The organism is Psychrobacter sp. HD31, assembly GCF_051097895.1.
In the GTDB taxonomy this organism is placed as follows: Bacteria; Pseudomonadota; Gammaproteobacteria; order Pseudomonadales; family Moraxellaceae; genus Psychrobacter.
This window is the reverse complement of sequence record NZ_CP142525.1, coordinates 1,835,523-1,861,397: the sequence shown is the minus strand read 5'-3', so window position 1 is coordinate 1,861,397 and position 25,875 is coordinate 1,835,523. Positions and strand designations below refer to the sequence as shown.

Sequence of the window (25,875 nt, the reverse complement as noted above, 5' to 3'; positions counted from 1 at the left end):
TTAAATACAATCAAGCCAGTGGTAGGTTTTAGCCAAATAAGCACATTTAAATAGGTCTTAATAAATTGAAAAAGTTTTTTGAATATCTAATAATATTTTTAAATATCGCTGGTGCAGGTTATATTTTTTACTCATTAACAATCCCTGATTCAGATGAGCTGAAACAAGCAAGAGCTGGCGTAAAGGCAAACCTTGATTGGTTTGAATCTCAAGGTTTGCTAATAAAAAAGTTTTTAGCAGAGCCTACCGGTGTTTATCAGCCAGGCTATCCAAATTCATATAATTTTTATAGTGGCCAGTATTATGATTATAATTTTAATAAAGAAAAGCTAAATAAATTAGTTGAATTATTTAAAGAGGATGCTTGGAATGAATTACCTATAACTGTGGAAATGACGCAGACAGTCTATAGTATGAGTTCTTTAAGTATAACTGAAAATTCAATCGTATTATGCAAAAACAATACAGGTATTGTGTTTCATATGTTTGATGTTAAGGATAAAATTGTTTTTGAGAGTGCTAAAATCCCTAACACATTTATTGAGATTGTATATGATCGGTTTTTTCCATGTTATGGAAGAAATGAGTCAAAGAAGTAGACATCATTACCAAAATCAAGCCAAAGCCAACCAAACAAAATTAAAAAAATGAAGGGTTGAAAAAGCCATCATATGATACGCCCTTTCAAGCTTACCTTTTTGTTATTCATCATTTTAATTCCATACAATATCCACACTTGAGCACCCCAAAAACTCATACAAAATGCTATAATTCGCCTACTTTAAAAAAATAAAACTTAGGCAATACCACAATGGCAAAAAGTCGTTTATTCCGCTCTACAATGATTGTTAGCTCTATGACTATGCTTTCACGCATTTTAGGATTAGTGCGAGATGTCGTTTTACTAGGGGTGTTTGGTGCTGGCGGATTGATGGATGCCTTTGTAATGGCATTTAAAATCCCAAACTTTTTACGCCGATTATTTGCCGAGGGTGCTTTTAGCCAGGCATTTGTTCCTGTACTTAGTGAATATAAAGAAAAATACAGCATAAAAGAAGTACAGGTTCTAATTAGCCGTACTTCTGGGGTATTGAGCCTTATTTTATTTATGCTTACTGTGCTGGTAATTTTACTTGCACCACAAGTAATGGGGCTGTTTGGTGGTGGTTTTGCTGATGAGCCAGCAAAATTTAATACCGCAACAGATTTATTGCGTCTTACCTTTCCTTATTTATTTTTTATATCTATGACAGCCTTTGCAGGTAGCATTTTGCAAAGTTATGGCAAGTTTGCTGCGCCTGCTTTTGCGCCCGTTTTACTCAACTTGTGTATGATTGGTGCGGCATTACTTGTTGCACCTATGATGGCAAAACCCATTATGGCATTAGGCTATGCCGTCGCAATTTCTGGCTTATTACAACTGCTTATCCAGTTACCTCAACTGTGGCAACAACGCCTGCTGGTGATGCCTAAAATAGATTTTAAGCACGAGGGCGTACAACGGATTTTAAAACTTATGTTGCCGGCAATTTTTGGGGTGTCAGTTACTCAAATAAACTTATTAATTAATGCCCGCTTTGCTAGTGAAATGATTGATGGCTCAGTATCTTGGATGTACGCCGCCGAGCGTTTGAGTGAGTTACCACTGGGTTTGATTGGTATTGCTATTGGTACCGTTATTTTGCCTAGCCTTTCAAAAAGTGAGGCTCAAAAAGATAGCGATAACTTTATTAAAACCCTAGACTGGGCTGCACGGTTAATATTTTTAGTTGGCTTGCCTGCTGCCAGTGCTATGTTTGTACTGGCAGATGTGTTTATTCAGGCACTGTTTATGCGTGGTGAGTTTACGCTAGAAGACACTAAAATGGCAGGGTTTGCATTACGTTGTTTGTCTGGTGGCATTTTAGGCTTTATGCTCATTAAAATATTTGCGCCCGCATTTTTTGCACGGCAAGATACCAAAACACCGGTTAAAGTTGGCATCATTTCTGTCATCGCCAACATTGTGTTTAGCATTATTTTTGTTGCCTTGTTTTATTACATATTAAAACTACCATTACACGGTGGGCTTGCCTTAGCAACTACCAGTGCAAGTTTTGTGAATGCAGGGCTTTTATACTTTTTACTGCACAAACGCAACATCTTTCGTTTTGGTAAACATTGGCAAAAACTTTTTGCCCAGTTTATTACTGCCACCGCTGCGATGGTTGCCACTTTGTATTTACTGCTAGGTTACTTCCCTGTTGAGGGCACAACTAACAGCGACCAAATCATGCGTATTATCGCCACGATTGGGCTATGCATTGCTGGTGCAGCCGTTTATGCTATTGTACTTTTGGCAACCGGATTTCGCCCTCGTCAGCTAAAACATGGTTAAACTAACAAAATGCTTACCACGGTAGCTATAGCTAAGACATTCATGATAGAAGCTGTAACAGTTTTACATTGAATTATTGCTATAATTAGCCATATACTATTAAGTTAGTATGACGATAGCACTATGTTTTAAAATATATTTAAACGATAGAGATAAAAAATGACAATTAAAACACTTGTCCTAGGCATTTGCTTTACCAGCATGATTACCATGACTGGTTGCGATAAAATTGGCGATATGATGCCAGAGAAAAAAGAAGACACAGCAAAAGTTAAAGTACAAAAAACACCACCGCTAATCGCTGGACAAAGTGTATCTTCTAGCATGCAAGTTAAATCAGATATAGTAAACAACATCACCAAAGAGTCAGTTGTCACAAATAATAATCTGGTTGAAGGGACAGCAGAAGCAACCTTGCGCATGGCGTTAGACACCATGTATTTTGGCAGTGCAAAAGAAGCTGCTCAATATTTTAACGTAAGCAACGAGCCAGACCTTGCCAAACAGTTAGAAAACACCCAAGCTGCGTTCCAACAAACGGTAGACACCATTACCATTAAGCAAGTGAAGTACAATAAAGATAAAACCGAGGCCGAAATACAAGGCATTATTAAGCTTTATAATGTAGAAAAACCAGAAACCTCGATATACCGGCTAAAAAAGCTTGATGGTAATTGGAAAATTATCAACTAATTTTTTTATCACAATAAGTTGTTTATTATTTATTTTCATACACGCATGGTGGACTTTGGATGATAAAACCTATTTTTTATACTGTTTGTTTAGGCTTGTGCTGTTTGAGCATAACCTCTTGCGCCACCCTATCAAAACAAGAATGCTTACAAGGCAATTGGCAAGCGATTGGCTATAAAGATGGCACGGCTGGTCGTTACCCAACTTACATTAGTAATCATCAAAAAGCATGTGCTAAAGCAAACATAATTGCCAACCAACCTTTGTGGGAGCAAGGACGTAAACAAGGGTTAAAACAATATTGCACCCAACCCAATGCCTTCCAACTGGGGACACGTGGCATAAACTTAAATAAAGTATGCCCAGCTAATGTAACCGCAAAGCTACAGAGCATTAATCAAACCGGTCTAAACCAATTTAAAATTGCCAATACAATAAAAAAAGATGAACAAAAAATAAAAGATTACCAATCGCAACTCAAAAAACTTAAAGAGGGCGATATGCTAAACTTTAAAACAGAAAAAGAAGCAAGAATTTACATGCTTTCTATTGCTAACAAAATTAATGATTTAGAGCAACAGGTTAATCAAAATACAGCCGCTTTAACAAAGTTACAACTGGCAAATGTTTACTAACCAAACACATATTTGGCAAGCATGGCCAAACAAACCACCACAATAACAGGTCGGATAATTTTACTGCCGCCTTTTACGACCATGTGTGAACCAAAATAAGCACCTGTCATTTGCCCAACAAGCATGGCAAGCCCAATACCCCATAAAACATTACCCCCAAATACAAAAAAAACAACAGAAGCAAAGTTGGTAGCAAAATTAAGAATTTTTGCTGTACCAGTCGCTGCAATGATTTCTCGCCCACGCAAGCTCACATTGCCTAATGCAAAAAACATACCCGTACCTGGACCAACATAGCCATCATAAAAACCAATAATTGGAACCACCAATTTTTGCCAAAATTTCTCTGATACTTTAGGTGCTGCCTCTACTTCACCAAGGTTTGGAGCAAATAAGGTATAAATACCAATAGCAGCAATTAAAAATGGAATCAATTTTGTTAACAAATCAGGTGGCGATAATTGTACCAAAATCGTACCAACTGCCGACCCTACAAACGCCCCAATAATAGCAGGCTTCATTGTACTGGGCTTCACAACCCCTTTTTTTATCATGGTTATAGATGCTGCCAACGCCCCCGAACACGCTTGCACCTTGTTTGTACCAAGCGCCAAAACCGGAGGGATGTTTGCTAACAGTAAGGCAGGAATAGTTAATAACCCACCGCCACCGGCAATGGCATCAATAAAACCTGCCATACCAGCAACGGCAATCAACATGAATATTACTTCTATCGACAACTGTATATCCACTTAAACTCCAAAAACTTTTGTAGGTTTTACTTATTGAGGAACAAGTATTAAGGTAACAGGGTTTAGGTTCACTAACCTTGAAGTTTTACTTAATTATGCAACCCCCTGTGCATTGTATCACTGTTATTTAAAAACACCCTAAATAATATTTATTAATAAGTTGTCTATTTTCTTGTATCTCATTATTAAACCTTCTGTTTCCAATACTACAGTTAGTATATTAACGCCATCCTAATTTTGAACGCCCATACCATTTTTTTTTATTGACAGTTGTTCCATTCTCAATTATTTTATGGTTTCTTATGTTAATCACAGCTTTATAATGTTTCATGTCACTATATTTACATCCAAAATATAGTAAGTAAGCATGTCATTATAAAAATCATGGAGGAGACCTTATGAACACCCTTAATCTATCCCGTTTAACCCTTGCAATCACAGCTACTTTAGCCACTACAACCGCCTTTGCTGCCGGTCTTGACCGCTCTGGTCAAAACACCACTGCCTTTTTCCAAGATGGCTTATATGCCGAAGCTGTCTACACCTATATTGATGGTGATGTCACGGGTTACGATAATGCCAATGGTCCAAGTGCTAATTACGCCAAAGGAAATAAACTTAATAACATTATTGAAACCTATGACTTCTTCCGCTTTGGCGTAAAAGATGACATCAATGATAAATGGAGCGTCGGTGTTTTATATGATGAGCCGTGGGGTGCGGCGGTTAAATACTCTGGTGATAATAACTTTGTAACAAACGAAGACACACTGTATCCCATTTTATCTCAAGGTAAATTAGAAAGTGCTCAAGCGGCTAAAGATGGCTTAAATCAAATTAATGCTGGCATCGGTAAGATTGATGCTGGTATCAGTCAGATTGATTCTGGAATCGGCCAGATTGATGCTGGTATCTCTAAAATTGATGCTGGTATCGCTCAAGCTCAATCAGCAGGGCTCACCGACCAAGTTAATGCTCTCAATCAACAAAAGTCAGGGCTGGAAACAAAAAAATCAGGGTTAGAAACTCAGAAATCAGCGTTGGAAACTCAAAAATCAGCCTTAGAAACTAAAAAATCAGGAATCGAAAAGGTACAAGGACTTGTTGCTAATGAGTCTGATGCGATTGGAGAAAAAACAAATGTTGAGGTTCGTACAAATAGCTTAACCGGTATCGTTGGTTATAAATTTGGTGAAAATAACAATTTCCAAGTTTATGGTGGTCCTGTACTACAGCGCTTGCATGCTGATATTTCTTTACGTGGTTCTTCATATTCTGGTTTAACAGGCTATGACATGCACATCTCGCCAGAATCTGATTTAGGTTGGTTAGCCGGGGTTGCGTATTACAAGCCAGAAATTGCTTTAAAAGCGGCATTAACCTACCGCTCAGAAATTGATCACAAAAACAGTGTTGATGAAGTAGTGCCGGTTGGTGATATAAAGGTTGCTGCTAAAGAACTAAAATATAAAAATGATAATGGTAGCATCGATATTACCACACCAGCATCTGTTAACTTTGACTTTCAAACAGGGCTTAACCAAACAACCTTGTTAACCGCTAATGTGCGTTATGTCCCTTGGAGTGATTTTTCAATTACCCCACCAAACTACAATACCACCAGTACATTAAAACCAGAATTTAAAGAAAAAGGGCTACCCATTGTTGCCTATGATGATGACCAATGGAAAGTTGACCTTGGCTTAGCAAAACGTTTAAACGACAAACTTGCCGTATCTGGTAATGTTGGATGGGATAGTGGTGCTGGTAACCCAACCACCTCATTAGGGCCAGTTGAGGGCTACTATAGTGCAGGTTTGGGTGCCAAATACAACATTACCGACAGCTGGGCAGTATCTGCCGGTGGTAAATACCTATGGTTTGGTGATGCCGACGCAATGGTACCAAGCCGTGACTTGGTTGGTCGTTTTGAAGACAACGATGGCTTTGTCGCTGGTATTAAACTGTCTTATCAAGAAAAGTAACTCCCTGTTAATTTAAGTTGATGTTAAACTTAGTTACAAAAAAAGCCCCCTGCTAATATGGGGGCTTTTTATTTAAAAAATGCATTTAATCTTAAATGTGGCTTGCCTGCTATAATCCCATTTATTGTATGGGGTTTACTATTCTCATTAATAAATAAAAGTAAAAAATAATTGTGATAATACCTGGCGATAATCTTGCCAAAACTGTTACAACCCTTACGATAATGTGAACGAGTGTACTGTTTATTTTAGTTGACAGCCGTTTTTTTTTCAATTAACTTAACCACTAAAGTTTTAATCAAAACTTTGTCATTGTTTAATTTAATGTAATCATGGAGGAAACATTATGAACACCCTTAATTTATCGCGTTTAACCCTTGCAATCACTGCTACTTTAGCCACTACAACCGCCTTTGCTGCTGGTCTTGACCGCTCTGGTCAAAATACAACCGCTTTTTTTCAAGATGGCTTATATGCCGAGGCTGTTTACACTTATATTGATGGTGATGTCACGGGTTACGATAATGCTGCTATCTCTGACGAAGAGAAAAATGTAAAAGGAAACAAGGTTGAGAGCATTATTGAAACCTATGACTTTTTCCGTTTTGGTGTAAAAGATGACATCAATGATAAATGGAGCGTTGGTGTTTTATATGATGAGCCTTGGGGTGCTGCTGTTAAGTACTCTGGCGAAAACAACTTTGTTGCTACTGATGCAGATACGTCTATCAACAAATTAACTAAAGGGCTTGTCCCAAATATGGCAGCTGCCCCAACCGTAATACCTGCTGCTGTTCAACAAATTGATGCAGGCATTGCTAAATATGAAGCTGGCATTGCTAAAGCTGATGCAGGTATCGCTGCATTGGAAGCAGGAATTGCTCAGGCAGAACAGGCAGGACAAACTGATACTGTTGCTGCTCTAACAAAACAGAAAGACGCAGCAATGGCAGGAAAATCAAAAGCAGAGGCGGAAAAAGCTGGATTAGAAAGTAAGAAAGAGAAACTGCCATTAACTCCTTTTGTTGCCAAGGCTGAAGGTGAAACTGAAGGTGAAGGCACTAATGTTGAGGTTCGTTCTAACAGCTTAACTGGTATTTTAGGCTATAAGTTTGGCGAAAATAACAACTTCCAAGTTTATGGTGGCCCTGTTCTACAACGTACACAAGGTAACATCAAACTTAGAGGCGCTGCATATGGTGGCTCTACAGGTTATGACGCCCACATCTCTCCAGATACATCATTAGGCTGGTTAGCGGGTGTTGCGTATTACAAGCCAGAAATTGCTTTAAAAGCGGCATTAACCTACCGCTCAGAAATTGATCATGAAGCTAACGTTGATGAATCTGTGCCTGTTGGAAAAGATTTAGGTGTATCCTCAGATGACGCAGGGCATATTGCCATCACCACACCAGAGTCTATTAACTTTGACTTCCAAACAGGGCTTAACCAAACAACCTTGTTAACCGCTAATGTGCGTTATGTCCCTTGGAGTAATTTTACCATCACCCCACCAAAATATAACGCTTTAACAAAAGAGAGTACTAAGGATGATAAAGGCTTGCCTATTGCCAATTATTCTGATGACCAATGGAAAGTTGACCTTGGCTTAGCAAAGCGTTTAAACGACAAGCTTGCGGTATCTGGTGGCATTGGTTGGGATAGCGGTGCTGGTAACCCAACCTCTTCACTGGGTCCTGTTGAAGGCTACTATAGCGCAGGGTTGGGTGCTAAATACAACATTACCGACAACTGGGCAGTATCTGCTGGTGGTAAATACCTATGGTTTGGTGATGCAGAAGCTGCACTACCTAACGAAAATTTAGTTGGTAACTTTGAAGATAACAATGGTTTTGTAGCAGCTGTTAAACTGTCTTATCAAGAAAAGTAGTCAAACTGTTAACGATAATAAAAAAGCTCATGTTAACAATGAGCTTTTTTTATATCGACGATTAAAACGCCTATAAAATAGCCTTCATAAAATAAAAGCCTATGGCGGTTGCCAGTATTGTTAACAAAAAGTGAGTACTTGCTAACGTTAGACCAAAAATCACCTTACCATCATTTAATAACCCAAACACTTCGGCACTAAAAGTGCTAAAGGTGGTTAACCCCCCTAAAAAACCTGTTATTAGCATCATTTTAATATGAGGGTGTATGCTATCTGCCCAATAGTTAAAAACTACAATTGACATGCCGACTAACAAACCACCCAATACATTGGCAAACAAGGTACCAAGTGGAAACCAATGCGGCAACCAGCCAAAGCCAGCCACATTGCCTAAATGCGCATTAAACCGCCCAAGCCATGCTCGCATGCATGCCCCAAGTGCGGCACCCAAACCAATTGCTATCCATTGCATGTTGATGTTCCTTTTAATGGCGGTAACTCAGTCATATCCCACCTTGGTACACAACTGACAGACAAACCTTCAGTTTGCCCTGCCTGCAAACGCTGATAGCCTGCAAATGCAATCATTGCACCATTGTCTGTACACAATGCTGGTGGGGCATAATGCACGCTGGCATTTATTTTTTCTAAAGCTAATGCCAATTGCTCTCGCAAATGCAAGTTGGCACTCACACCACCTGCTATCACCAGTCGATTCATTTTCACTTGCTGTAATGCTTTTACACACTTTTTCACCAAGGTGTCTACCACAGCATGCTGAAAACTTGCAGCAATATCTGCTCTTACTTCAGGGTCATTATCTGATCCATCCGTATCTTTAATTAAATTATGTATCGCTGTTTTCATCCCACTAAATGAAAAATCTAACCCTTTATGCAGCATTGGGCGCGGTAGCACATAAGCGTTTGGGTTACCGTTTTTGGCAAGTTCGGCTATATTTGGCCCTCCTGGGTATGGCAATTTCAACATTTTTGCTGCTTTATCAAAGCATTCTCCTGCCGCATCGTCAATCGACTCACCCAAAACCTCATACTGCCCAATGCCATGTGTTGCAACAAGTTGCGTATGCCCACCAGATACTAATAAGCAAACAAAAGGGAACTTTGGTGGCTGAGCGCCCATTAATGGTGCAAGTAAATGCCCTTCCATGTGATGCACACCTATTGCCGGCACACCCAAAGCATATCCAAGCGACCTACCAAATAAAGCCCCAGTCATCAATGCACCAACCAACCCTGGTCCTCTCGTAAAAGCAATGGCATCAATATCTTGTTTTGTTAAATTACATTGTGTCAATAACTCATTAAATAAAGGCACAAGTTTACGGATATGATCACGACTAGCAAGCTCTGGTACTACGCCCCCATAGGTTGCATGTAGCGCTATCTGTGAATATAGCACTTGCCCTACCAACCCATTATTTTTGTCAGATATTTGCTCGCTATCAAATATCGCCAATCCTGTTTCATCACAAGATGTCTCTAAGCCCAATACTTTCATGCTTGTTTTTGTCACCTAATTTTTGAATTTAACACATTTGCCTATTATACAATGCAACCTGTTGGCTCTGCATCCAAAAAACTAAAATCATATGATGAACACCGTATTATTTGCTTAGCTTTAACGTCACTACGTAATGCGTAACCCATTATTTTCAAATAAATAACCAAAATAAAACCTTGTATAGGGATTTAAATTTATGTATAATTTTGCGTTCAAATTTCACTTTTGGTATTTATTACAGATTTGTGAAATTTTGATTACAGTTTTTAAACTTAATTATCCTAGTTTGAGCTGATGCCAAAACATGAGACAAGGTCATGACCGTTTTGGCTAAAGGCAAATAAAATAACAGCCAAACTAATGCCAACTAATGTCTCAAAATGCTTATTAAGGAGCAAATATGCCTTCAGTTAAGGTTAAAGAAAATGAACCAGTTGACGTAGCAATCCGTCGTTTTAAACGCTCTTGCGAAAAAGCTGGTATCTTAGCAGACGTTCGCAAGCGTGAGTTTTATGAAAAGCCAACTCAAGAACGTAAGCGTAAAAAAGCAGCCGCAGTAAAACGCTATAAAAAGAAAGTACAACGCGAATCAGTACGTACTGTTCGTAAGTACTAATAGATATATCCAGTTAGCTTTCTAATTGGTAGAGCGTCGCTGTTATAATCTAACAGCGACGCTTTTTTATGCTAAAATTTAACAAAACTTGTGATTAAAATATAAGGAAAAAACATGAGTACTATGAAAACAACTCTAGCAGATAGCCTAAAAACTGCCATGAAAGCGCGTGAAATGGATAAAGTAAAAGTTTTGCGTGGTGTGCAAGCAGCAATTAAACAAATTGAAGTGGATAAAAAAATAGAACTAGATGATGCCGCTGTACTTGATGTTTTACAAAAGCAAATTAAACAGCGCCAAGAGTCTTTAGCCGTATTCAGCGAAAATGGACGTGATGATTTAGCAGCAAAAGAGCAATTTGAACTAGAAGTAATTCAAGCATTCATGCCAAAACAAATGACGGAAGAAGAAGTATCTGCATTAGTACAGGCAGAAATTGCTGAGCAAGGTGCCAGCTCTATGCAAGATATGGGCAAGGTAATGGGCGCATTAAAAGGCAAAACAGCAGGACGTGCTGACCCAGCTATGATTTCTGGTTTGGTAAAAAAAGCATTAATGGGATAAACCCATTATCCCGTAACAAGCTAAAAGTTGATAAAAAATGCGACAAGCCAATCCCACAGCTCTGCTAAACTCTGATGCTGTTTTTTGCCCTAAGTTAGTTCGTTTAAAAATTGAAGACGAAACACAAATAAAAACTGTCAGTCAGTTATTGCAAAGCTGTGATATTGCACTAGTAAATGATGCCGATATATCAATTAGTGTTTTTGTTGATGGGCGAGATCTTGCGTGCCCACAACCTTTGCTAAAAACCAAAATTGGGCTGCGAGTTTTGCCTATTGGTACTTATTTATACATGGTCGCAACCGACTCAAACTCAATGCATGACATGATTGCCTTTGCCAAACAAAAAAAACTCAATTTGTTAAATTGGCAAAGCAACGGTGTTTTTCATTTCTTAATAAAACAGTAACACAAGCTATTCAATAATTGTTACTCGTTTATTTTTATAAAAGACAATCTTTTACAACACAAAACTACAAATTTATCAAATTACCATTATAATAAATAACATTAACTATTTTTTTAGGGTCTTTTCATGGCTACCGAACAAAACAAAGCAACTCCGATTGCACAAGACTTGGCAAGCAAGCCAACTAAAGAGCTTGTTCCTGCCATACCTGTACATTTAAGTGCGCCGGGCGTCAATCTTGGCGCTTATATAAATACGGTACATCAAATCCCAATTTTAACACCCGAGCAAGAAAAAGAGCTCGCCGTTCGCTATTACAACGATGGTGATGTAGAAGCTGCTCGTTTATTGGTAATGTCTCATTTACGTTTTGTTATCCACATTGCTCGTAGTTATTCTGGCTATGGCTTACCACAAGCTGACTTAATCCAAGAAGGTAACCTGGGTTTAATGAAAGCAGTAAAACGCTTTGATCCAAACAAAGGCGTGCGTTTGGTATCATTTGCCGTGCATTGGATAAAAGCAGAGATTCATGAGTTTGTTATCCGCAACTGGCGCATTGTTAAAGTTGCCACCACTAAAGCACACCGTAAACTGTTTTTTAATTTACGTAGCCTTAAAAAAACTAACAATCAACTCACATTAGAAGAAGCTGACGCTATTGCAGAAGATTTGGGTGTTACACGCAAACAAGTTTTGGAGATGGAGTCTCGTTTAACTTCATATGATGCCTCTTTTGAAACGCAAACTACTGACGATGAGGAAGAACGCTACGCCCCTCAAATGTTTTTAGAGGATGAAGGTGCCGACCCTGCCGAGCTAATTGAAGAAGCGGATTGGGAAGAAAACAATAATAATGCCTTAGTTGCCGCAATGGATACGTTAGATGAGCGCTCTCGTGATATTGTGCAACAACGATGGCTATCTGAACAAAAATCTACATTGCATGAGCTTGCTGCCGTTTATGATATTTCTGCCGAACGCGTACGCCAAATTGAAAAAAATGCGATGGAAAAAATAAAAGAAGCCATGACAGTAGATGGCGTTGTTGGCGATGATTATTAATTAACTTATATTCGTGCCGATTTGTAACCCAAAAACCTGTTAAACTTCTTTTTTATGATACGCCCCTGCTTCAATAAATTTAGCAGCACGATAAAACAACATTATTATAATTGAGAAAAAAATGAACTGGATAGCAATAGCCGCCTTAAACTTAGCCAGTGCCGTTGCCTTAGGTGCATTTGGTGCCCACGGTTTAAAATCAGTCGCAAACCCTGAGCAGTTAGCTTGGTGGCAAACTGGTACGCTTTACTTCTTTTTCCATGCACTTGGTTTATTGCTAATAGGTGTGTTAATAAAATATTTTGGGTTTAACCAGTTACCTGCATGGCTATTGCAAGTCGGTATTATTTTATTTGCAGGCAGCTTATATTTAATGGCGTTGGGTGCACCTCGTTGGTTTGGGGCAATAACACCAATGGGTGGCTTGTTTATGATTGCCGGTTGGGTTTGCTTAGCCATTGTGGCATTTAAAAACAATTAAAATATATTTTATATCGTTAAAATAAAACCGATGGTCATTGAACCATCGGTTTTTTAATTCAAATCAAACAGTCAATGTTTTATACTGCCATTGCATAATCATCCGTACGATAACTTTTTAAACGCAAACGCTTACTTGCCCGACTTTTTCGATCTAATTTTGTTTTATACTTTCGTGCTTGTCTATCCAGTTTATCAGCCATCTCATTAATAGCCTGATACATATCATCTTGCGACACGCTTACAAACATCTCATGCCCTGCTACGCGCATAATCGCTTCTGCTTTATGGTTATGGTGACCTGCATGGCTGGTTTCACTATGATGATTATCCAGAGACAGGATTACCTTAATACTTTGAATTTGGTCGAATCGACGCTCAACTCTATTTAGTTTATCCATCACAGCTGCTTTCATACCATTTGTGATAGAAATATGGTGACCACTAATCGAGATATTCATAAGGTTACTCCTTGTATAAAATGTCGCTTTTGGGTAAGAGCATTAACATTTGTAAACCTATTTACAGAACAGTTTACAAATGTTTGAGTCCAATATTTAGCTCTTGTATTTAACTTTCTGATGCCGATATCCTTATCTGCATGACTCCAATTTCTCATATTTTTTTTATCAATGCAAATCAGAAGCCCAATTTATTTGTAACTTTATGTAAGTAAAACTATCTTTTAGTTATTAAATCTGTATAATTAAAAAATTTTGCTTTTTATATTATTAATATTTTTATGGTTTTATAAGCCTTTTGTTATAATGCTTCCATTAAAAAACCAGCCTATCTTTTTAAAGATAAACTGGTTTTAAAACTTATATTAAAATTATTGCTTAATGCGCTTATTGATTTTTTTCATAAACAGGGAAGTTAGCACACAACGCTTTAACTTTTTCACGCGTTGCTGTAATCACTGCTTCATCGCCTTTGCTATCAATAACATCACAAATCCAACCAGCCAACTCAGCAACTTGTTCTTCTTTAAAACCACGCGTTGTTACTGCTGGCGTGCCAATACGGATACCTGATGTAACAAAAGGTGATTTAGGATCATTTGGTACTGAGTTTTTATTAACTGTAATAAATGCATCACCCAACCACTTATCTGCTTCTTTACCTGTTACTTCTTGCTTAATTAAGCTAATCAGCATTAAATGGTTTTTTGTGCCGCCAGATACAACTTCATATCCTCGCTGAGTAATCACATCACTCATTGCCTGAGCATTTTTAGCAACTTGCTGTTGATAAGCTTTAAAATCATCACTTAATGCCTCTTTAAAACACACTGCTTTAGCAGCAACAGCATGCATTAAAGGACCGCCCTGACTACCAGGGAATACAGCAGAGTTTAGCTTTTTAGCCAACACATCATCACGTGATAAAATCAAACCAGAACGAGGGCCACGCAAAGTTTTGTGGGTGGTTGTTGTAACCACATCTGCAAATGGTACTGGGTTTGGATACACACCAGCTGCAACAAGCCCAGCAACGTGTGCCATATCAACAAACAAATAAGCACCCACGCTATCAGCGATTTCACGGAACTTTGCCCAATCTACCACTTGAGAATACGCTGAGAAACCAGCCAAAATCATTTTTGGCTTATGCTCTGCTGCCAATTGGGCAACTTGATCGTAATCAATTAAACCAGTTGATTCATCTAATCCATACTGTACAGCTTTATAGTTGATGCCAGAAAAGTTAACATGTGAGCCATGCGTTAAATGACCACCCGCATCTAAGCTCATACCCAAAACTGTATCCCCTGCATCTAACAAAGCAAGGTATACCGCAGAGTTAGCAGAGCTACCAGAGTGTGGCTGTACATTGGCATATTCTGCACCAAATAACGCTTTTGCACGGTCAATTGCTAGCTGCTCAACCACATCGACATACTCACAACCGCCATAATATCGTTTGTTAGGATAGCCTTCGGCATACTTATTGGTTAAATCACTACCTTGTGCTTCCATCACCGCCTGTGAACAATAGTTTTCTGAAGCAATCAGCTCAATATGCTCTTCTTGACGTAATGACTCGGCTTCCATTGCTTGAGATAATGCTGGGTCAAATTCTTTGATAGAAATATTTTTAAACATAACACATCCTTAAAAAGTGATTTAAATGAAAAATTAGAACAAGTTTAACATGAACACTTGTTTTTTTTATATGATTTTGATGCTTTTACATCAAATTATTTACAAAGTTTGAATATCTATTAATTAAGAAGATGAGCGTGTATGTTATAGAGTATTTTCAAACGCTTGCAAAAAGGTTTCCGCTATTAAAATTGGTCTACCCTGCCAATGATATAAAGTTTGCCGTTGCCAACCTTCTGTTGTATTTGTAATTGTGCGCGTATTAGGGAGCTTCGTTTGACGTTTAAACAATACATAACCAATGGGGGTATTTTTTAGGTGCTTGAGCCGTTTTGCATTACCTTGCAAGCTTTTTTGGGGGAATATACTTTGCGCTGCAATCCAAGGAGTCGCATCATCTCCATATAACAAGACTTCTCGTACCCATGCCATTAAAGGACGATTTAATGCCTGCCCTGTTAAACCTATTTGTTTTTTTTGAGTAAGATTTAGCGGTTTAAACCCTTCAAAAGTACGCACAACTCTTAGTGGTTGCCCAGCTTTGTTTTCTAATAAAGCGGTTAATGAACCGCTGGCCGTCAACCAGTGAGCTAATTTATTTGGTAGCATCGTATTATCACGTCTTTTGTTATTATCTAAATGCGTCGTCATGTATGATTATTTGTGTAATGTTGGTTTATATTATCCACATTAAAGCCCAAAGACTCAAATGCTTGTTGATTTTATTTTTTGGTATATTTATCTGCAATAAAAAACCCCCACTACAAGATAGCGAGGGTTTAATTTTTTTGCAATGCGAGATTACATTTCTGCAATCATTGCATCACCAAACTCAGAGCAGCTTAGCAAGGTTGCATTATCCATCAAACGCTCAAAGTCATAAGTCACTGTCTTTTTAGCAATGGCACCTTCAATACCCTTAATAATAAGGTCAGCAGCTTCTGTCCACCCCATGTCACGCAGCATCATTTCTGCAGACAAGATTAATGAACCTGGGTTTACTTTATCTTGACCAGCATATTTAGGTGCTGTGCCGTGTGTTGCTTCATAAACTGCCACTTTTTCTGCTTTGTTAGCGCCTGGTGCAATACCGATACCACCAACTTGTGCCGCTAGCGCATCAGAAATGTAGTCACCATTTAAGTTTAGCGTTGCAATCACAGAATACTCATCTGGGCGAAGAAGGATCTGTTGTAAGAAGGCATCAGCAATCACGTCTTTAATGATGATTTCATTACCAGTTTTTGGATTTTTCATTGTCATCCAAGGTCCGCCATCTAACAACTCAGCGCCAAAGGCTTCAGCTGCAAGCTCATAGCCCCAATCTTTAAACGAGCCTTCGGTAAACTTCATGATATTACCTTTGTGTACAATAGTAACACTTGGCAAGTCATTATCGATTGCGTGTTGAATCGCTTTTTGTACCAAACGCTGCGTACCTTGTTTAGACACTGGCTTAACACCGATACCACAATCTTCTGGAAAACGGATTTTAGTTACACCCATTTCATTTTGTAAAAACTCAATCAGTTTTTTAGCATCTTCTGTATTAGATTGCCATTCAATACCACAGTAAATATCTTCTGAGTTTTCACGGAAGATTACCATGTCTGTTTTACCTGGCTCTTTTACTGGGCTTGGCACACCTTCAAACCAACGAACTGGGCGTTGGCAAACAAATAAGTCTAGTTGTTGACGTAATGCCACATTTAATGAGCGGAATCCCCCACCAACTGGTGTGGTTAGTGGACCTTTGATACTTACCGCAAATTCTTTTAAGACTTCTAAAGTCTCTTCTGGGAAGTAGTTGCCATCATAAATATTTGACGCTTTTTCACCACAGTAGGTTTCCATCCAGCTGATTTTTTTGTCACCACCATATGCTTTTTCTACAGCTGAATCTACTACTTTAATCATAACAGGCGTAATGTCTGCACCAATACCATCCCCTTCAATAAATGGGATGATTGGATTGTTTGGTACGTTTAAAGATAGGTCATCATTTACTGTGATTTTTGCACCCTCGGTAGGTACAGTTACTTTCTCATAAGCCATTTAGGACTCCAATTATGTTTCAGAATTTAAAAATTGATAATGGGTAATCGTTATACAACTATTTTTATTACATTCCATGTAAATTGCACAACAAAGATAGAGCAAAAAATAAAATTTAAGTTTTTTTATTCATAATAAAAAAATGTGACTATATAGTAACTAAAAGTCAGCGCAACTGATAATTTTTCTTTGTTATATAGTTTTTGAATTCATTTATTTAGAAAATGTTATTGACTTTTTTAAAGCAAAAAAACAAAATTTAAATAATTTTAGCCTTTTACTAGCATCTTTCATGTCAAAATCTAACAACAGTCCTGCCATCATCTTATTCAATAAACCTTATGGCGTACAAAGCCAATTTAGAAATGATGCAGGCAACAACCATGCTACCCTAGCAGACTATTTTACTGATAAATCCCTACGCATTGCCGGCAGGTTAGACGCCACAAGTGAAGGTTTATTAATACTCACACACAATGACAAAGTTGGTGGCAAAATTAATAAAATTATTACCCATCCTCCAAGCCTCAACCAACATAAACAAGGTAAAACCTATTTAGTACAAGTAGAAGGTTCTCCCACTGCCAAACAACTTGCTGAGCTTGCTAAAGGGGTTGTGCTAAAAGATGGTAAAACGTTACCAGCTAAGGTACAACAATTTAACGAAGACGCATTGCCCATGCCACTTTGGCAACGCAACCCACCCATACGAGAACGTAAAAACGTACCAACGGCTTGGTTAATGTTAACCATTTATGAAGGTAAGAATCGACAAGTTCGTCGTATGACGGCACACGTTGGTTTACCCTGTTTACGCTTAATTAGATGGTCAGTTGCTGGCTTTGAGTTGGGTAACCTTGGTGTCGGTGAATTTATACGAGTGCATTTAAATCACAACAAGTTAAAACAATTAGGCGTGAAATAAGCAAACGCACACTAAATGTAACCAATTTTAGGCTAGACGCTTTGATAGCGTCCATTAAAGCTTATTCATATTTATTTAATAGCCCAAAATCAAATGGAGTCCACAAACTCGCTTTTAATCCACTTTGTTTAAACCCTGTATTTACCCATGTATTACAAGTATTAAATAAGGAGTAGCGACCATTTGCTTTATAAAAATCATCTGTTGGCGTAAACCCCTGACCCGCTAAAATCATTTTATTGCCATTTTTATCTACCGCAAACGATGCATTTAAGTAGTGATTAATTTTGGCAAGCTCAGCCTCGCTTACTGCCACCGTTTTCCAATCTTTTTTTGGTGCGTCAAAATGCTTGACATGCATTAAGCCTTCACTGTCTAAAAACAAGGCTGTCATTGCTGTTTTAACCGTTAAGTCACCCCATGTTGGCGTATTCAAATAAAAATTTTCATCGCCCCACCCAAAAGACACATACGCTTTATTTGGCTTTAACAAAAGTCCACTCATCAGTTCTGGGGCAACATCTTGTTTGTGCATCGCAATATCCAAATGCACTCCATTGGTATGTATATAGATTTTTTTAGTTAATTCTTTGGTAGGTAGTGGGTTAGGTCGCTCAACAGTTATGGCAGATAAACTCAATGCTACCACAAAGTAAATAATTAAAGTGGCAAGAATAGCAAGCAGCATTTTTAGTAGTATGTTGATGATTTTTCGCATGACTTATTCCATGTTTCACATCCATTATATGACACATTGGTAAATTTAAAATTACTCAGCACAACAACTTAAATCAACTCTGCTATAACGATAATAGCATAGCAATATCTCTATTTCCTATTACGCTTTGGTTAAGTTTTTATCAACTGAATTTCTATTTTCAGATCATAGTCAATAGCAACATAATAACCTTATTTTTCTGTAACTTGTCATCCCTCCATACCAACTTAGTAACAAGCTTTTCCCATCGGTGCCAATTTGCTGCGATTACTTTATCACCAACAGTTACAACAAACTTTTAGGGATTCACATCTAACCAAGTGTTTGCTTGCTCTGTATCATGAATAAATAACACGGCTTTGCCCAACGTTGGTCGTGCAGACTGCCCTGCTTGCGTTTTGCTTGCTACGTTAAACTCTAAAAGTTCATCACGTCTAAAGGCATAACAAACAACATCTTCATCATGCTCAATTTGCTGTTTTGTTACTTTTTCTAACTGTTTTTTATTAGCTTTTAGTCCATCAATTGCCACAATCACATCTTTTGCAGATATGCCTGCCTCGCTAGCAACACTATTGCGATTGACTTTGTTTACAACCAACCCATTTGCACCTTCGGTAACCATAACACCCCATGGCAAGGTATTGGCTAAGATGCCATCAGTTTTTAGCTGAATGCCATTTTGTTCTAAAAGCTCAGCTATCGGCAGCGGTTTTAAACCAATAATGTAGTTATCATAAAACGCCTGCCATGCCGCTTCTCCAATAAAACTTATCATAACATTTGCAAGGTTAGTATCATTCATGCCAAAACGATGGTTATCGGCTTGTTTGGCTAACGCATAAAACGCCTTAACCACATCAAACAAACGCTTTTTTCCATCGGTTTTATTAATCATCAACAAATCCAAACACAAAGCAACCAATGCCCCTTTGTTGTAATAACTAATGCCAGCGTTGCCTGTATTTTCATCACCTCGGTATAATTTAATCCAAGCATCAAAGCTAGACTCAGCAACAGATTGTAGATAACGTCCTGCCGTTTGGTTATAACGATTGATTTGGGTCGTTAACAATTTTAAGTAGCTTGCTTTACTTACCACCCCACTGGCTTGTAGCATAAAGTCATCAATATACGATGTAAATCCTTCAAATACCCACAATAGCGGCGTATAGGCCTCTTGACGCAAGTCAACACCCATCATCACATCTGGACGCACGGTTTTAACCCACCAAGCATGAAAGTATTCATGACTACAAAGCCCTAAAAACCTTTGATAAGCATCACTTGGCTGAGCTGGCTCATCAAAACTCGGTAAGTCATCTCTGGGGGTAATTAACGCCGTTGAGTTAATATGTTCAAGTCCACCATAATCATTACCACTGGCAAAGGTTAAAAACGTATAATCAGCAAAAGGTGTATCACCCAACCAATTATTATAAGTTTGGCATATTTTTTGTATGTCTGTTTTTAGGCGGGTAACATCGGTACTATGCTGCCCAGAAATATAAAAACGGTGCGGTATTTGCTTACCGTTATTGTCGGTTGTTGTGAAGCAAAAGTGAGTTTGCTCAGCAATCTCAAAAGGATAATCTATTAAAGCATCATAATTTAACGCTTTTGCATGATAAATATGAGCCGTCTCTGTGTTTACCTCTGCCACTTGCAAACCAAATGCTATCTTCACATCTTTTTTATTCGCATAAAATGCCAGTGGCACAGATAAAGCTAAACTAATTTGGGTATCTGCTTGCCCATCAATTGCCAATGCCAGCGAACTAAAATTACCAAAAATGCGCATATTGTCTACATAAGCTGCTCTGACAGATAAGTCATAACAATACACCTCATAATTAATGGTTAATTTATCGCCTTTTTTTGCTTGGGTTAATTGCCATTCATTTTTGCTAAGCTTATCCGCCTTATGGGTTTCACCATCCACCTGATAATAAACCGCTGTGATATTGCGCGCAAACTCACGCATCAAATAACTGCCAGCCAGCCATGAAGGTAACCAAACGATTGGCGCTTTATTTTTTGTCTCAAAATTAATAGCAACATCTACTAAATGTTCATTGTAACGTTCAAAACTCAGCTGGTAGTCTATGCTTGTCATAAAAATCTCTAAAAATTATGCTATGTTATTAATATTGGTTTAATAGTATCCCCAAGTTTACGAGTTTGCAAATGCTCATCATTAACCAAGATTTTTTAAGCTTAAACAAAGTATTTAACTATTTAAGTTAAATAGCCTGCCCATCAAGCTAAATTTAACCCGAAAATTTAATAATTATTTTAGTTTTGACTTGAAACCACTTCGTATCATCTCAATCTAATAACCAAGCCAATAAACTATAATCTTGAATAAGCAGTTTACTTTCACTTTTTGGTTTATTTTAAATTTTTACTTTTTAATTTTAGGAATAAATATGACAACAATTGCAAAAGATTCTGCTGCATTTTTTAGCTACACTTTAAAAGATGATGAAGGTAACGTCATTGATCAGTCACCAGAAGGTCAACCACTGGCTTATCTACATGGTCATGGCAACATTATCCCAGGTTTAGAAAAACAACTAGAAGGCAAATCAGCTGGTGAAACACTAGTCGCCACCGTAACGCCAGAAGAAGCTTACGGTGAATACCAAGAGCAAGCGGTACAACAAGTACCACGTGAAAACTTTCAGGGTGTTGACAATATTGAAGTTGGTATGCAGTTTCAGTCAGAAGCAGGCGGTCAAACCATGCTAGTAACGGTTACCGAAGTAACAGATGAGATGGTAACTGTAGATGCAAACCACCCACTTGCTGGCAAAACTCTTCATTTTGATGTAGAAATTACTGAAGTACGTGCCGCAACTGAAGACGAAATTTCACACGGTCATATCCATGGTGTGGGCGGCGTACAGCACTAATCATTATGGTTTGCGCTGTAATTTACGTTGTTATTTGCATGATGCTAATAAGTTAATGTTGCAACTGTAAAAGTCGCATAATATAAAAAACTCAATGGTTAATTGCCATTGAGTTTTTATTTTTTCATTGAATACATACAACAACCAGCTTATAGAAATAACAAAACCGTATAACATAATGCTATACGGTTTTATTACAAACAATCCTTGTTTATACGATTAATTCAATCCATGAACTAATACAAAGCTAGGCTTCTTGCCAGTGATACTTTTGAGCATCCATACTCATCGGCAAACATCATCCTTATCTCAATCCATTGAGTGTATCCCTTTGCCTTGAGTATATAATCGCAAAAAAACCAATGGATAAAAAGAGGATAAAACCACCAAGGTGTGTAAGCATATACTTACACAAAAGCCAAATCACAATACAAGTGCCTTAGTGCGTTTGCTTTGAAGTCTTAAGCTAAAAGATTTTATTTCAGTAAAATGACGCTCCAAGCAAGCTTATTTGGCATCTAACATCAGCTGTGCTGCTTCAAGCACAAATGCCTCACTTTCTGGCAACTCTGGACGCTCGTGTTCTTTCATTTTACTACGCTCTTCAAACAAAGCATCTATCGCCGCTTGATAAGTATGCCAATCTGCATAAGGTTGTTTACCCGTGGCAATGCGTCGTTTGTTTTCTGCTTCAAGCGTTTTTTGTTCTACTTCCTGATTATGGGCACGTCTGTCATCAATATTAATCATAACGGCTTTTTTATCATCATCCATTTCTCTAATGCTATTTAGAGTAGATAAATAGACAAATTGAGGGTCAAGCGTTTGACGAATTTGTGATTGCTCATTTAATGTTTTTAGCGTATCTGCCGTAAACTTACCCGCTGGTGTATAATCGGCAGACTCGATGGTATCCCACGCTAGTGGGTTTTTTGTAGCACGTTCACCAAAAATTTCTTCATCATAGATATTAACCAGCTTAACATCTGGCACAACGCCTTTGTTTTGTGTGCTACCACCATTAACACGATAAAACTTGCGCTGAGTGAGTGTTGCCGAGCCTAATGCCAAATTATCTAACTGAATTTGTGCCGAACCTTTACCCGTTGTGGTACTCCCCACTACCAAGCCTCGACCATAATCCTGAATCGCAGCAGCAAAAATCTCACTTGCTGAGGCAGATGCAAGGTTAGTAATAACCACCATATCGCCTGCATAAATTTGCTCACCATCATCTGGATCTTGATAAACATCGACATGACCACGACCATCACGAATTTGCACCATAGGACCATCTTTAATAAACATACCCAGCATTTTAACCACTTCGGTTAATGAGCCACCTGGGTCATTACGTAAGTCAACAACCATGCCATCAATATTTTGCGCTTGAAGGGCATTAATTGCTTTTTGGGTATCTTCACTCACACTGCGGTATTCTTGCCCACTTCTGCGAGCTAAGTAATTGAGATAAAAACTTGGAATCTCTAACACACCAATACGTTTGTTGCTGCCATTGTGTTCAACATCAATCACTCTATGCTGTACGCCCGATTCTTCTTGTTTAATGACATCTCGTACAATCGACACCGTACGAGCAGCCGAGTCGGGTGTATTTGGTTGTTTTACTTTAAGTACAACTTCAGTACCACGCTTACCACGAATCAACCCAACAATTTCTCGTGTGCTCCAACCAATCACGTCTTGCATTTCTTTGCCGTCTTTTGCCACGCCAATAATCAGGTCATTGGGTTTAATTTGACCAGACTGCGCTGCTGGACCGCCATCTACCAATGTGACAATACGCGTGTAGTCTTGATTTTTTCGGTCTGGACGGATAGAAACACCAATGCCTTCTAGCTGCAAGCTTGATTGAATTTTTATCTCAGTTGCCTGCACGGGGGCATAATAATTGCTGTGAGGATCATAAGTTAAAGTCGCCGTGTTTAACAAGGTTTCCATAATCTCATCATCTTTAATGCGATTCATTTGCCCTTGTTTGCGTGCCAAACGTTTTAACAAAATCTGAGCAGGTGTACGTTGATCATCACGAATCAAATCCTGCCCACGAGTAATATCAGGGTTTTCAAGAAATACCTGCTCTTTTGCCTTTTCATCTTCTTGTGCTAAAGTTAAACCAATCAATTGATAGGTTAGTTTGCGTCGCCAATAGTCTTCTTGTTCAGCCTTTGTGGTAAATCTGGCTTCGTCTTCTCTATCAATGACCACGGTTTCATTTGTGGTTAAGTTCACCTCATTTGCTAAAAATTGATTGGCAAAATCATGATATTCATTCGCACGCTGACGATAACGCTCAAAAATCTCTGCACCTGCGGTTAAATTCCCTCGTTTGAGGCGGTTGGCAAAACTTGCACCATATTTAGCCGTAAACTCATCAATATCTGACTGCAAAAATAAAGTACGATTTGAATCCAAACGATAAAAGTACATATCGAGGATCTTGCGCCCCATTTCTTCATTAAGTGGCTGGCTTAGGTAATGCGCCCTATCTAACAAAGCGGCAATTTGACGAGTTGTTAACTTTTGCGCAGGGGTTGCCATAAAGTCAGTTGTTACCGCTGGCTGCGCCTGCGTTGTGGTTTGAGCAAGCGCCGTGTTATAACTTTGAGATAAAAGTAAGCCAGTAACCCCAACAAAAAGAGCGCTCAACGCCCACTGTGATTTTTGATTTTTCATATTATTTCCCTGAAGTTTATGCTTTATATATAGATGGGTATACAAAAATGATTATCAAATACTAGCATGTGGTTAGTTACTTGTCTTGCCTATTATGTATTTTTACCGTAAGAAAACTTACTTAACTGTATATACAGCTGGCTTATGTGGCATAATATTTGATATTTTATTTACATAAGTGGCGCAACACGAAATCTAATAGCTAAATTAGTAAGTGACCACAAACACAATAGCAGTAATCAAAATTTTTTAGAGGTTAATATGTACGGTTTGTTGATGGTTGATGTAGAAGGCACTCAACTTAATGAGGCTGATATTGAGTTATTAAAACAAACTCAAGTTGGTGGTTTGATTTTATTTGCTCGCAATGTGGATAACCCAGATCAGGTTCGCTCACTTTGTAATCAAATCCGCAGTATTAACCCACACATCATCATCGGTGTTGATCAAGAAGGTGGGCGGGTCGCTCGCTTACGTCAGGGTTTTACACCCCTCCCTGCCATGGGCAAGCTGGGTGAGCTATTTGAGCAAAACCCAACGCAAGCATTAAAACTGAGTTTTTACTGTGGTTATTTAATGGCAGCCGAAGTTTTGGCAGTCGGCATTGATTTAAGCTTTGCGCCAGTGCTGGATGTTAACGGCATTAGCCAAGTGATTGGCGACCGGGGCTTTCATACAAACCCAGAAGGTGTGGTTGCCCTGTCTACCCAGTTTATGCGTGGTATGAAAGCTGCTGGTATGGCAACCACAGGCAAACACTTCCCTGGGCATGGTTCAGTTGCCCCAGACTCACACATTGCCCAAGCAATAGATGAGCGTGAGTTTGCCGAAATCGAACAATATGATATGCAAACCTTTGTTCAAACGCTACCTTGGTTAGATGCGCTGATGCCTGCCCATGTTGTTTTTTCTAAAGTAGATGACAAGCCCGCTGGATTCTCTCAAAAATGGCTACAAGAAATCATCCGCAAAAAAATTGGATTTAATGGTGTGTTGTTTTCAGATGATTTATCGATGCAGGCGGCACATGTTGCCGGCGGTGCTGGTGAGCGAGTTAAAGCCGCCATTAATGCTGGTTGCGACATGGCTTTAGTGTGTAATGATAGAACAGCGGCTCTACAAGCATTGCAAACAGCTCAAACATTACCCTTGCCAAACCAACAACGTATGGCAAATATGAAAGCATCGATTCCTACTTGGCAAGGTACCCTTGAATCAACATGCCAACAGTTTACTAAGTGGCAAGAAGCCAAAATAGCTGTTAATGAATTTTTAAGTTAATAATGCGCTATAATATCAAGCCATAAGCCGCCTAATTTGGGCGGTTTTTTGCTTGTTTTTACAGCCTTTCTTTAAACTTATTCGAAAGATAGTCAACACTGGTTCATTTACCAGTTAGTAAAGAAAACAAAAAGCGCTGAACCAATGCCCAGCGCTTTTTTAGATTATGATTAAACAGATTAGCGTCT

General features: G+C 38.5%; 24 protein-coding genes. 14 read left to right on the top strand and 10 right to left on the bottom strand.

The annotated features are described in order from the left end of the window. Positions 1–65 precede the first annotated feature (65 nt). The 4 genes from VH441_RS08355 to VH441_RS08340 all read left to right on the top strand — a co-directional run bounded on the left by VH441_RS08355 (position 66) and on the right by VH441_RS08340 (position 3,705). Entirely contained in the window at positions 66–599 is a 534-nt protein-coding gene (locus VH441_RS08355; protein WP_434353187.1) for a hypothetical protein, read from the top strand. Between the two features lie 212 nt (positions 600–811). Then, positions 812–2,377: a murein biosynthesis integral membrane protein MurJ gene (murJ, locus tag VH441_RS08350; RefSeq protein ID WP_434353186.1), complete on the top strand. Its 1,566-nt coding sequence runs from the start codon at positions 812–814 to the stop codon at positions 2,375–2,377. Positions 2,378–2,536: 159 nt separating this feature from the next. Further along, on the top strand, positions 2,537–3,070 hold the full coding sequence (locus tag VH441_RS08345) for a hypothetical protein (RefSeq protein WP_434353185.1): 534 nt from the start codon (positions 2,537–2,539) through the stop codon (positions 3,068–3,070). A 104-nt stretch (positions 3,071–3,174) separates the two neighbouring features. After that, the gene (locus VH441_RS08340; RefSeq protein ID WP_434353184.1) at positions 3,175–3,705 is read left to right on the top strand and encodes a DUF2799 domain-containing protein; all 531 of its coding nucleotides are present in this window, start codon (positions 3,175–3,177) and stop codon (positions 3,703–3,705) included. Here the strand turns inward: VH441_RS08340 and VH441_RS08335 are convergent. Continuing rightward, positions 3,702–4,457 (bottom strand): TSUP family transporter, encoded by a 756-nt coding sequence (locus VH441_RS08335; protein ID WP_434353183.1) that lies wholly within the window; start codon positions 4,455–4,457, stop codon positions 3,702–3,704. The genes VH441_RS08340 and VH441_RS08335 overlap by 4 nt on opposite strands. 398 nt (positions 4,458–4,855) lie before the next feature. On the opposite strand from VH441_RS08335, the gene VH441_RS08330 reads away from it, so the two are divergent. Both VH441_RS08330 and VH441_RS08325 read left to right on the top strand, forming a co-directional pair. After that, positions 4,856–6,442, top strand: a complete 1,587-nt coding sequence (locus VH441_RS08330) for an outer membrane protein transport protein (protein ID WP_434353182.1) — start codon at positions 4,856–4,858, stop codon at positions 6,440–6,442. Between the two features lie 346 nt (positions 6,443–6,788). Next, complete coding sequence (locus VH441_RS08325; RefSeq protein WP_434353181.1) at positions 6,789–8,333, top strand: OmpP1/FadL family transporter; 1,545 nt, start codon at positions 6,789–6,791, stop codon at positions 8,331–8,333. A gap of 70 nt (positions 8,334–8,403) precedes the next feature. On the opposite strand, the gene VH441_RS08320 is transcribed toward VH441_RS08325, so the two are convergent. Next, complete coding sequence (locus VH441_RS08320) at positions 8,404–8,805, bottom strand: CrcB family protein (protein WP_434353180.1); 402 nt, start codon at positions 8,803–8,805, stop codon at positions 8,404–8,406. Continuing rightward, entirely contained in the window at positions 8,793–9,854 is a 1,062-nt protein-coding gene (gene tsaD / locus VH441_RS08315; RefSeq protein ID WP_434353179.1) for a tRNA (adenosine(37)-N6)-threonylcarbamoyltransferase complex transferase subunit TsaD, read from the bottom strand. The genes VH441_RS08320 and tsaD overlap by 13 nt, the downstream gene beginning before the upstream one ends. Before the next feature lie 403 nt (positions 9,855–10,257). Between tsaD and rpsU the strand changes: the two genes are divergently transcribed. The 5 genes from rpsU (at position 10,258) to VH441_RS08290 (ending at position 12,992) form a co-directional block, all read left to right on the top strand. Beyond that, positions 10,258–10,473 carry a 30S ribosomal protein S21 gene (rpsU, locus tag VH441_RS08310; protein WP_434353178.1) on the top strand — a complete coding sequence of 72 codons (216 nt, stop codon included), beginning with the start codon at positions 10,258–10,260 and terminating at the stop codon, positions 10,471–10,473. A gap of 114 nt (positions 10,474–10,587) precedes the next feature. Beyond that, positions 10,588–11,037: a GatB/YqeY domain-containing protein gene (locus VH441_RS08305; protein WP_434353177.1), complete on the top strand. Its 450-nt coding sequence runs from the start codon at positions 10,588–10,590 to the stop codon at positions 11,035–11,037. Positions 11,038–11,074: 37 nt separating this feature from the next. After that, the gene (locus tag VH441_RS08300) at positions 11,075–11,446 is read left to right on the top strand and encodes a sulfurtransferase TusA family protein (protein ID WP_434353176.1); all 372 of its coding nucleotides are present in this window, start codon (positions 11,075–11,077) and stop codon (positions 11,444–11,446) included. A 126-nt stretch (positions 11,447–11,572) separates the two neighbouring features. Further along, on the top strand, positions 11,573–12,511 hold the full coding sequence (rpoH, locus tag VH441_RS08295; protein ID WP_434353175.1) for an RNA polymerase sigma factor RpoH: 939 nt from the start codon (positions 11,573–11,575) through the stop codon (positions 12,509–12,511). A 121-nt stretch (positions 12,512–12,632) separates the two neighbouring features. Beyond that, on the top strand, positions 12,633–12,992 hold the full coding sequence (locus VH441_RS08290) for a DUF423 domain-containing protein (RefSeq protein ID WP_434353174.1): 360 nt from the start codon (positions 12,633–12,635) through the stop codon (positions 12,990–12,992). A 79-nt stretch (positions 12,993–13,071) separates the two neighbouring features. Here the strand turns inward: VH441_RS08290 and hpf are convergent, their stop codons facing one another. The 4 genes from hpf to icd all read right to left on the bottom strand — a co-directional run bounded on the left by hpf (position 13,072) and on the right by icd (position 17,151). Further along, positions 13,072–13,452: a ribosome hibernation-promoting factor, HPF/YfiA family gene (gene hpf / locus VH441_RS08285; protein WP_434353173.1), complete on the bottom strand. Its 381-nt coding sequence runs from the start codon at positions 13,450–13,452 to the stop codon at positions 13,072–13,074. Positions 13,453–13,839: 387 nt separating this feature from the next. Continuing rightward, on the bottom strand, positions 13,840–15,096 hold the full coding sequence (gene glyA, locus VH441_RS08280) for a serine hydroxymethyltransferase (RefSeq protein WP_434353172.1): 1,257 nt from the start codon (positions 15,094–15,096) through the stop codon (positions 13,840–13,842). A 144-nt stretch (positions 15,097–15,240) separates the two neighbouring features. Further along, positions 15,241–15,747, bottom strand: coding sequence for a chorismate--pyruvate lyase family protein (locus VH441_RS08275; protein WP_434353171.1), 507 nt, complete (start codon positions 15,745–15,747; stop codon positions 15,241–15,243). A gap of 150 nt (positions 15,748–15,897) precedes the next feature. Then, a complete protein-coding gene (icd, locus tag VH441_RS08270; RefSeq protein WP_434353170.1) occupies positions 15,898–17,151 on the bottom strand; it encodes an NADP-dependent isocitrate dehydrogenase in 1,254 nt (417 codons plus the stop codon). A gap of 292 nt (positions 17,152–17,443) precedes the next feature. Between icd and VH441_RS08265 the strand changes: the two genes are divergently transcribed. Next, positions 17,444–18,076: a pseudouridine synthase gene (locus VH441_RS08265; protein WP_434353169.1), complete on the top strand. Its 633-nt coding sequence runs from the start codon at positions 17,444–17,446 to the stop codon at positions 18,074–18,076. A 61-nt stretch (positions 18,077–18,137) separates the two neighbouring features. Here the strand turns inward: VH441_RS08265 and VH441_RS08260 are convergent, their stop codons facing one another. Together VH441_RS08260 and VH441_RS08255 are read right to left on the bottom strand one after the other, a co-directional pair. Next, on the bottom strand, positions 18,138–18,794 hold the full coding sequence (locus VH441_RS08260) for a TIGR02117 family protein (RefSeq protein WP_434353168.1): 657 nt from the start codon (positions 18,792–18,794) through the stop codon (positions 18,138–18,140). Positions 18,795–19,092: 298 nt separating this feature from the next. Further along, positions 19,093–20,910 (bottom strand): M61 family metallopeptidase, encoded by a 1,818-nt coding sequence (locus VH441_RS08255; RefSeq protein WP_434353167.1) that lies wholly within the window; start codon positions 20,908–20,910, stop codon positions 19,093–19,095. A 313-nt stretch (positions 20,911–21,223) separates the two neighbouring features. Here VH441_RS08255 and VH441_RS08250 point away from each other — a divergent pair, with 313 nt between their 5' ends. Further along, positions 21,224–21,709 carry an FKBP-type peptidyl-prolyl cis-trans isomerase gene (locus VH441_RS08250; RefSeq protein ID WP_434353166.1) on the top strand — a complete coding sequence of 162 codons (486 nt, stop codon included), beginning with the start codon at positions 21,224–21,226 and terminating at the stop codon, positions 21,707–21,709. 507 nt (positions 21,710–22,216) lie between these two features. On the opposite strand, the gene VH441_RS08245 is transcribed toward VH441_RS08250, so the two are convergent. After that, a complete protein-coding gene (locus VH441_RS08245) occupies positions 22,217–24,406 on the bottom strand; it encodes a carboxy terminal-processing peptidase (RefSeq protein WP_434353165.1) in 2,190 nt (729 codons plus the stop codon). A gap of 261 nt (positions 24,407–24,667) precedes the next feature. Here VH441_RS08245 and nagZ point away from each other — a divergent pair, with 261 nt between their 5' ends. Beyond that, positions 24,668–25,687 carry a beta-N-acetylhexosaminidase gene (nagZ, locus tag VH441_RS08240; protein ID WP_434353164.1) on the top strand — a complete coding sequence of 340 codons (1,020 nt, stop codon included), beginning with the start codon at positions 24,668–24,670 and terminating at the stop codon, positions 25,685–25,687. The last annotated feature ends 188 nt before the right edge of the window (positions 25,688–25,875 follow it).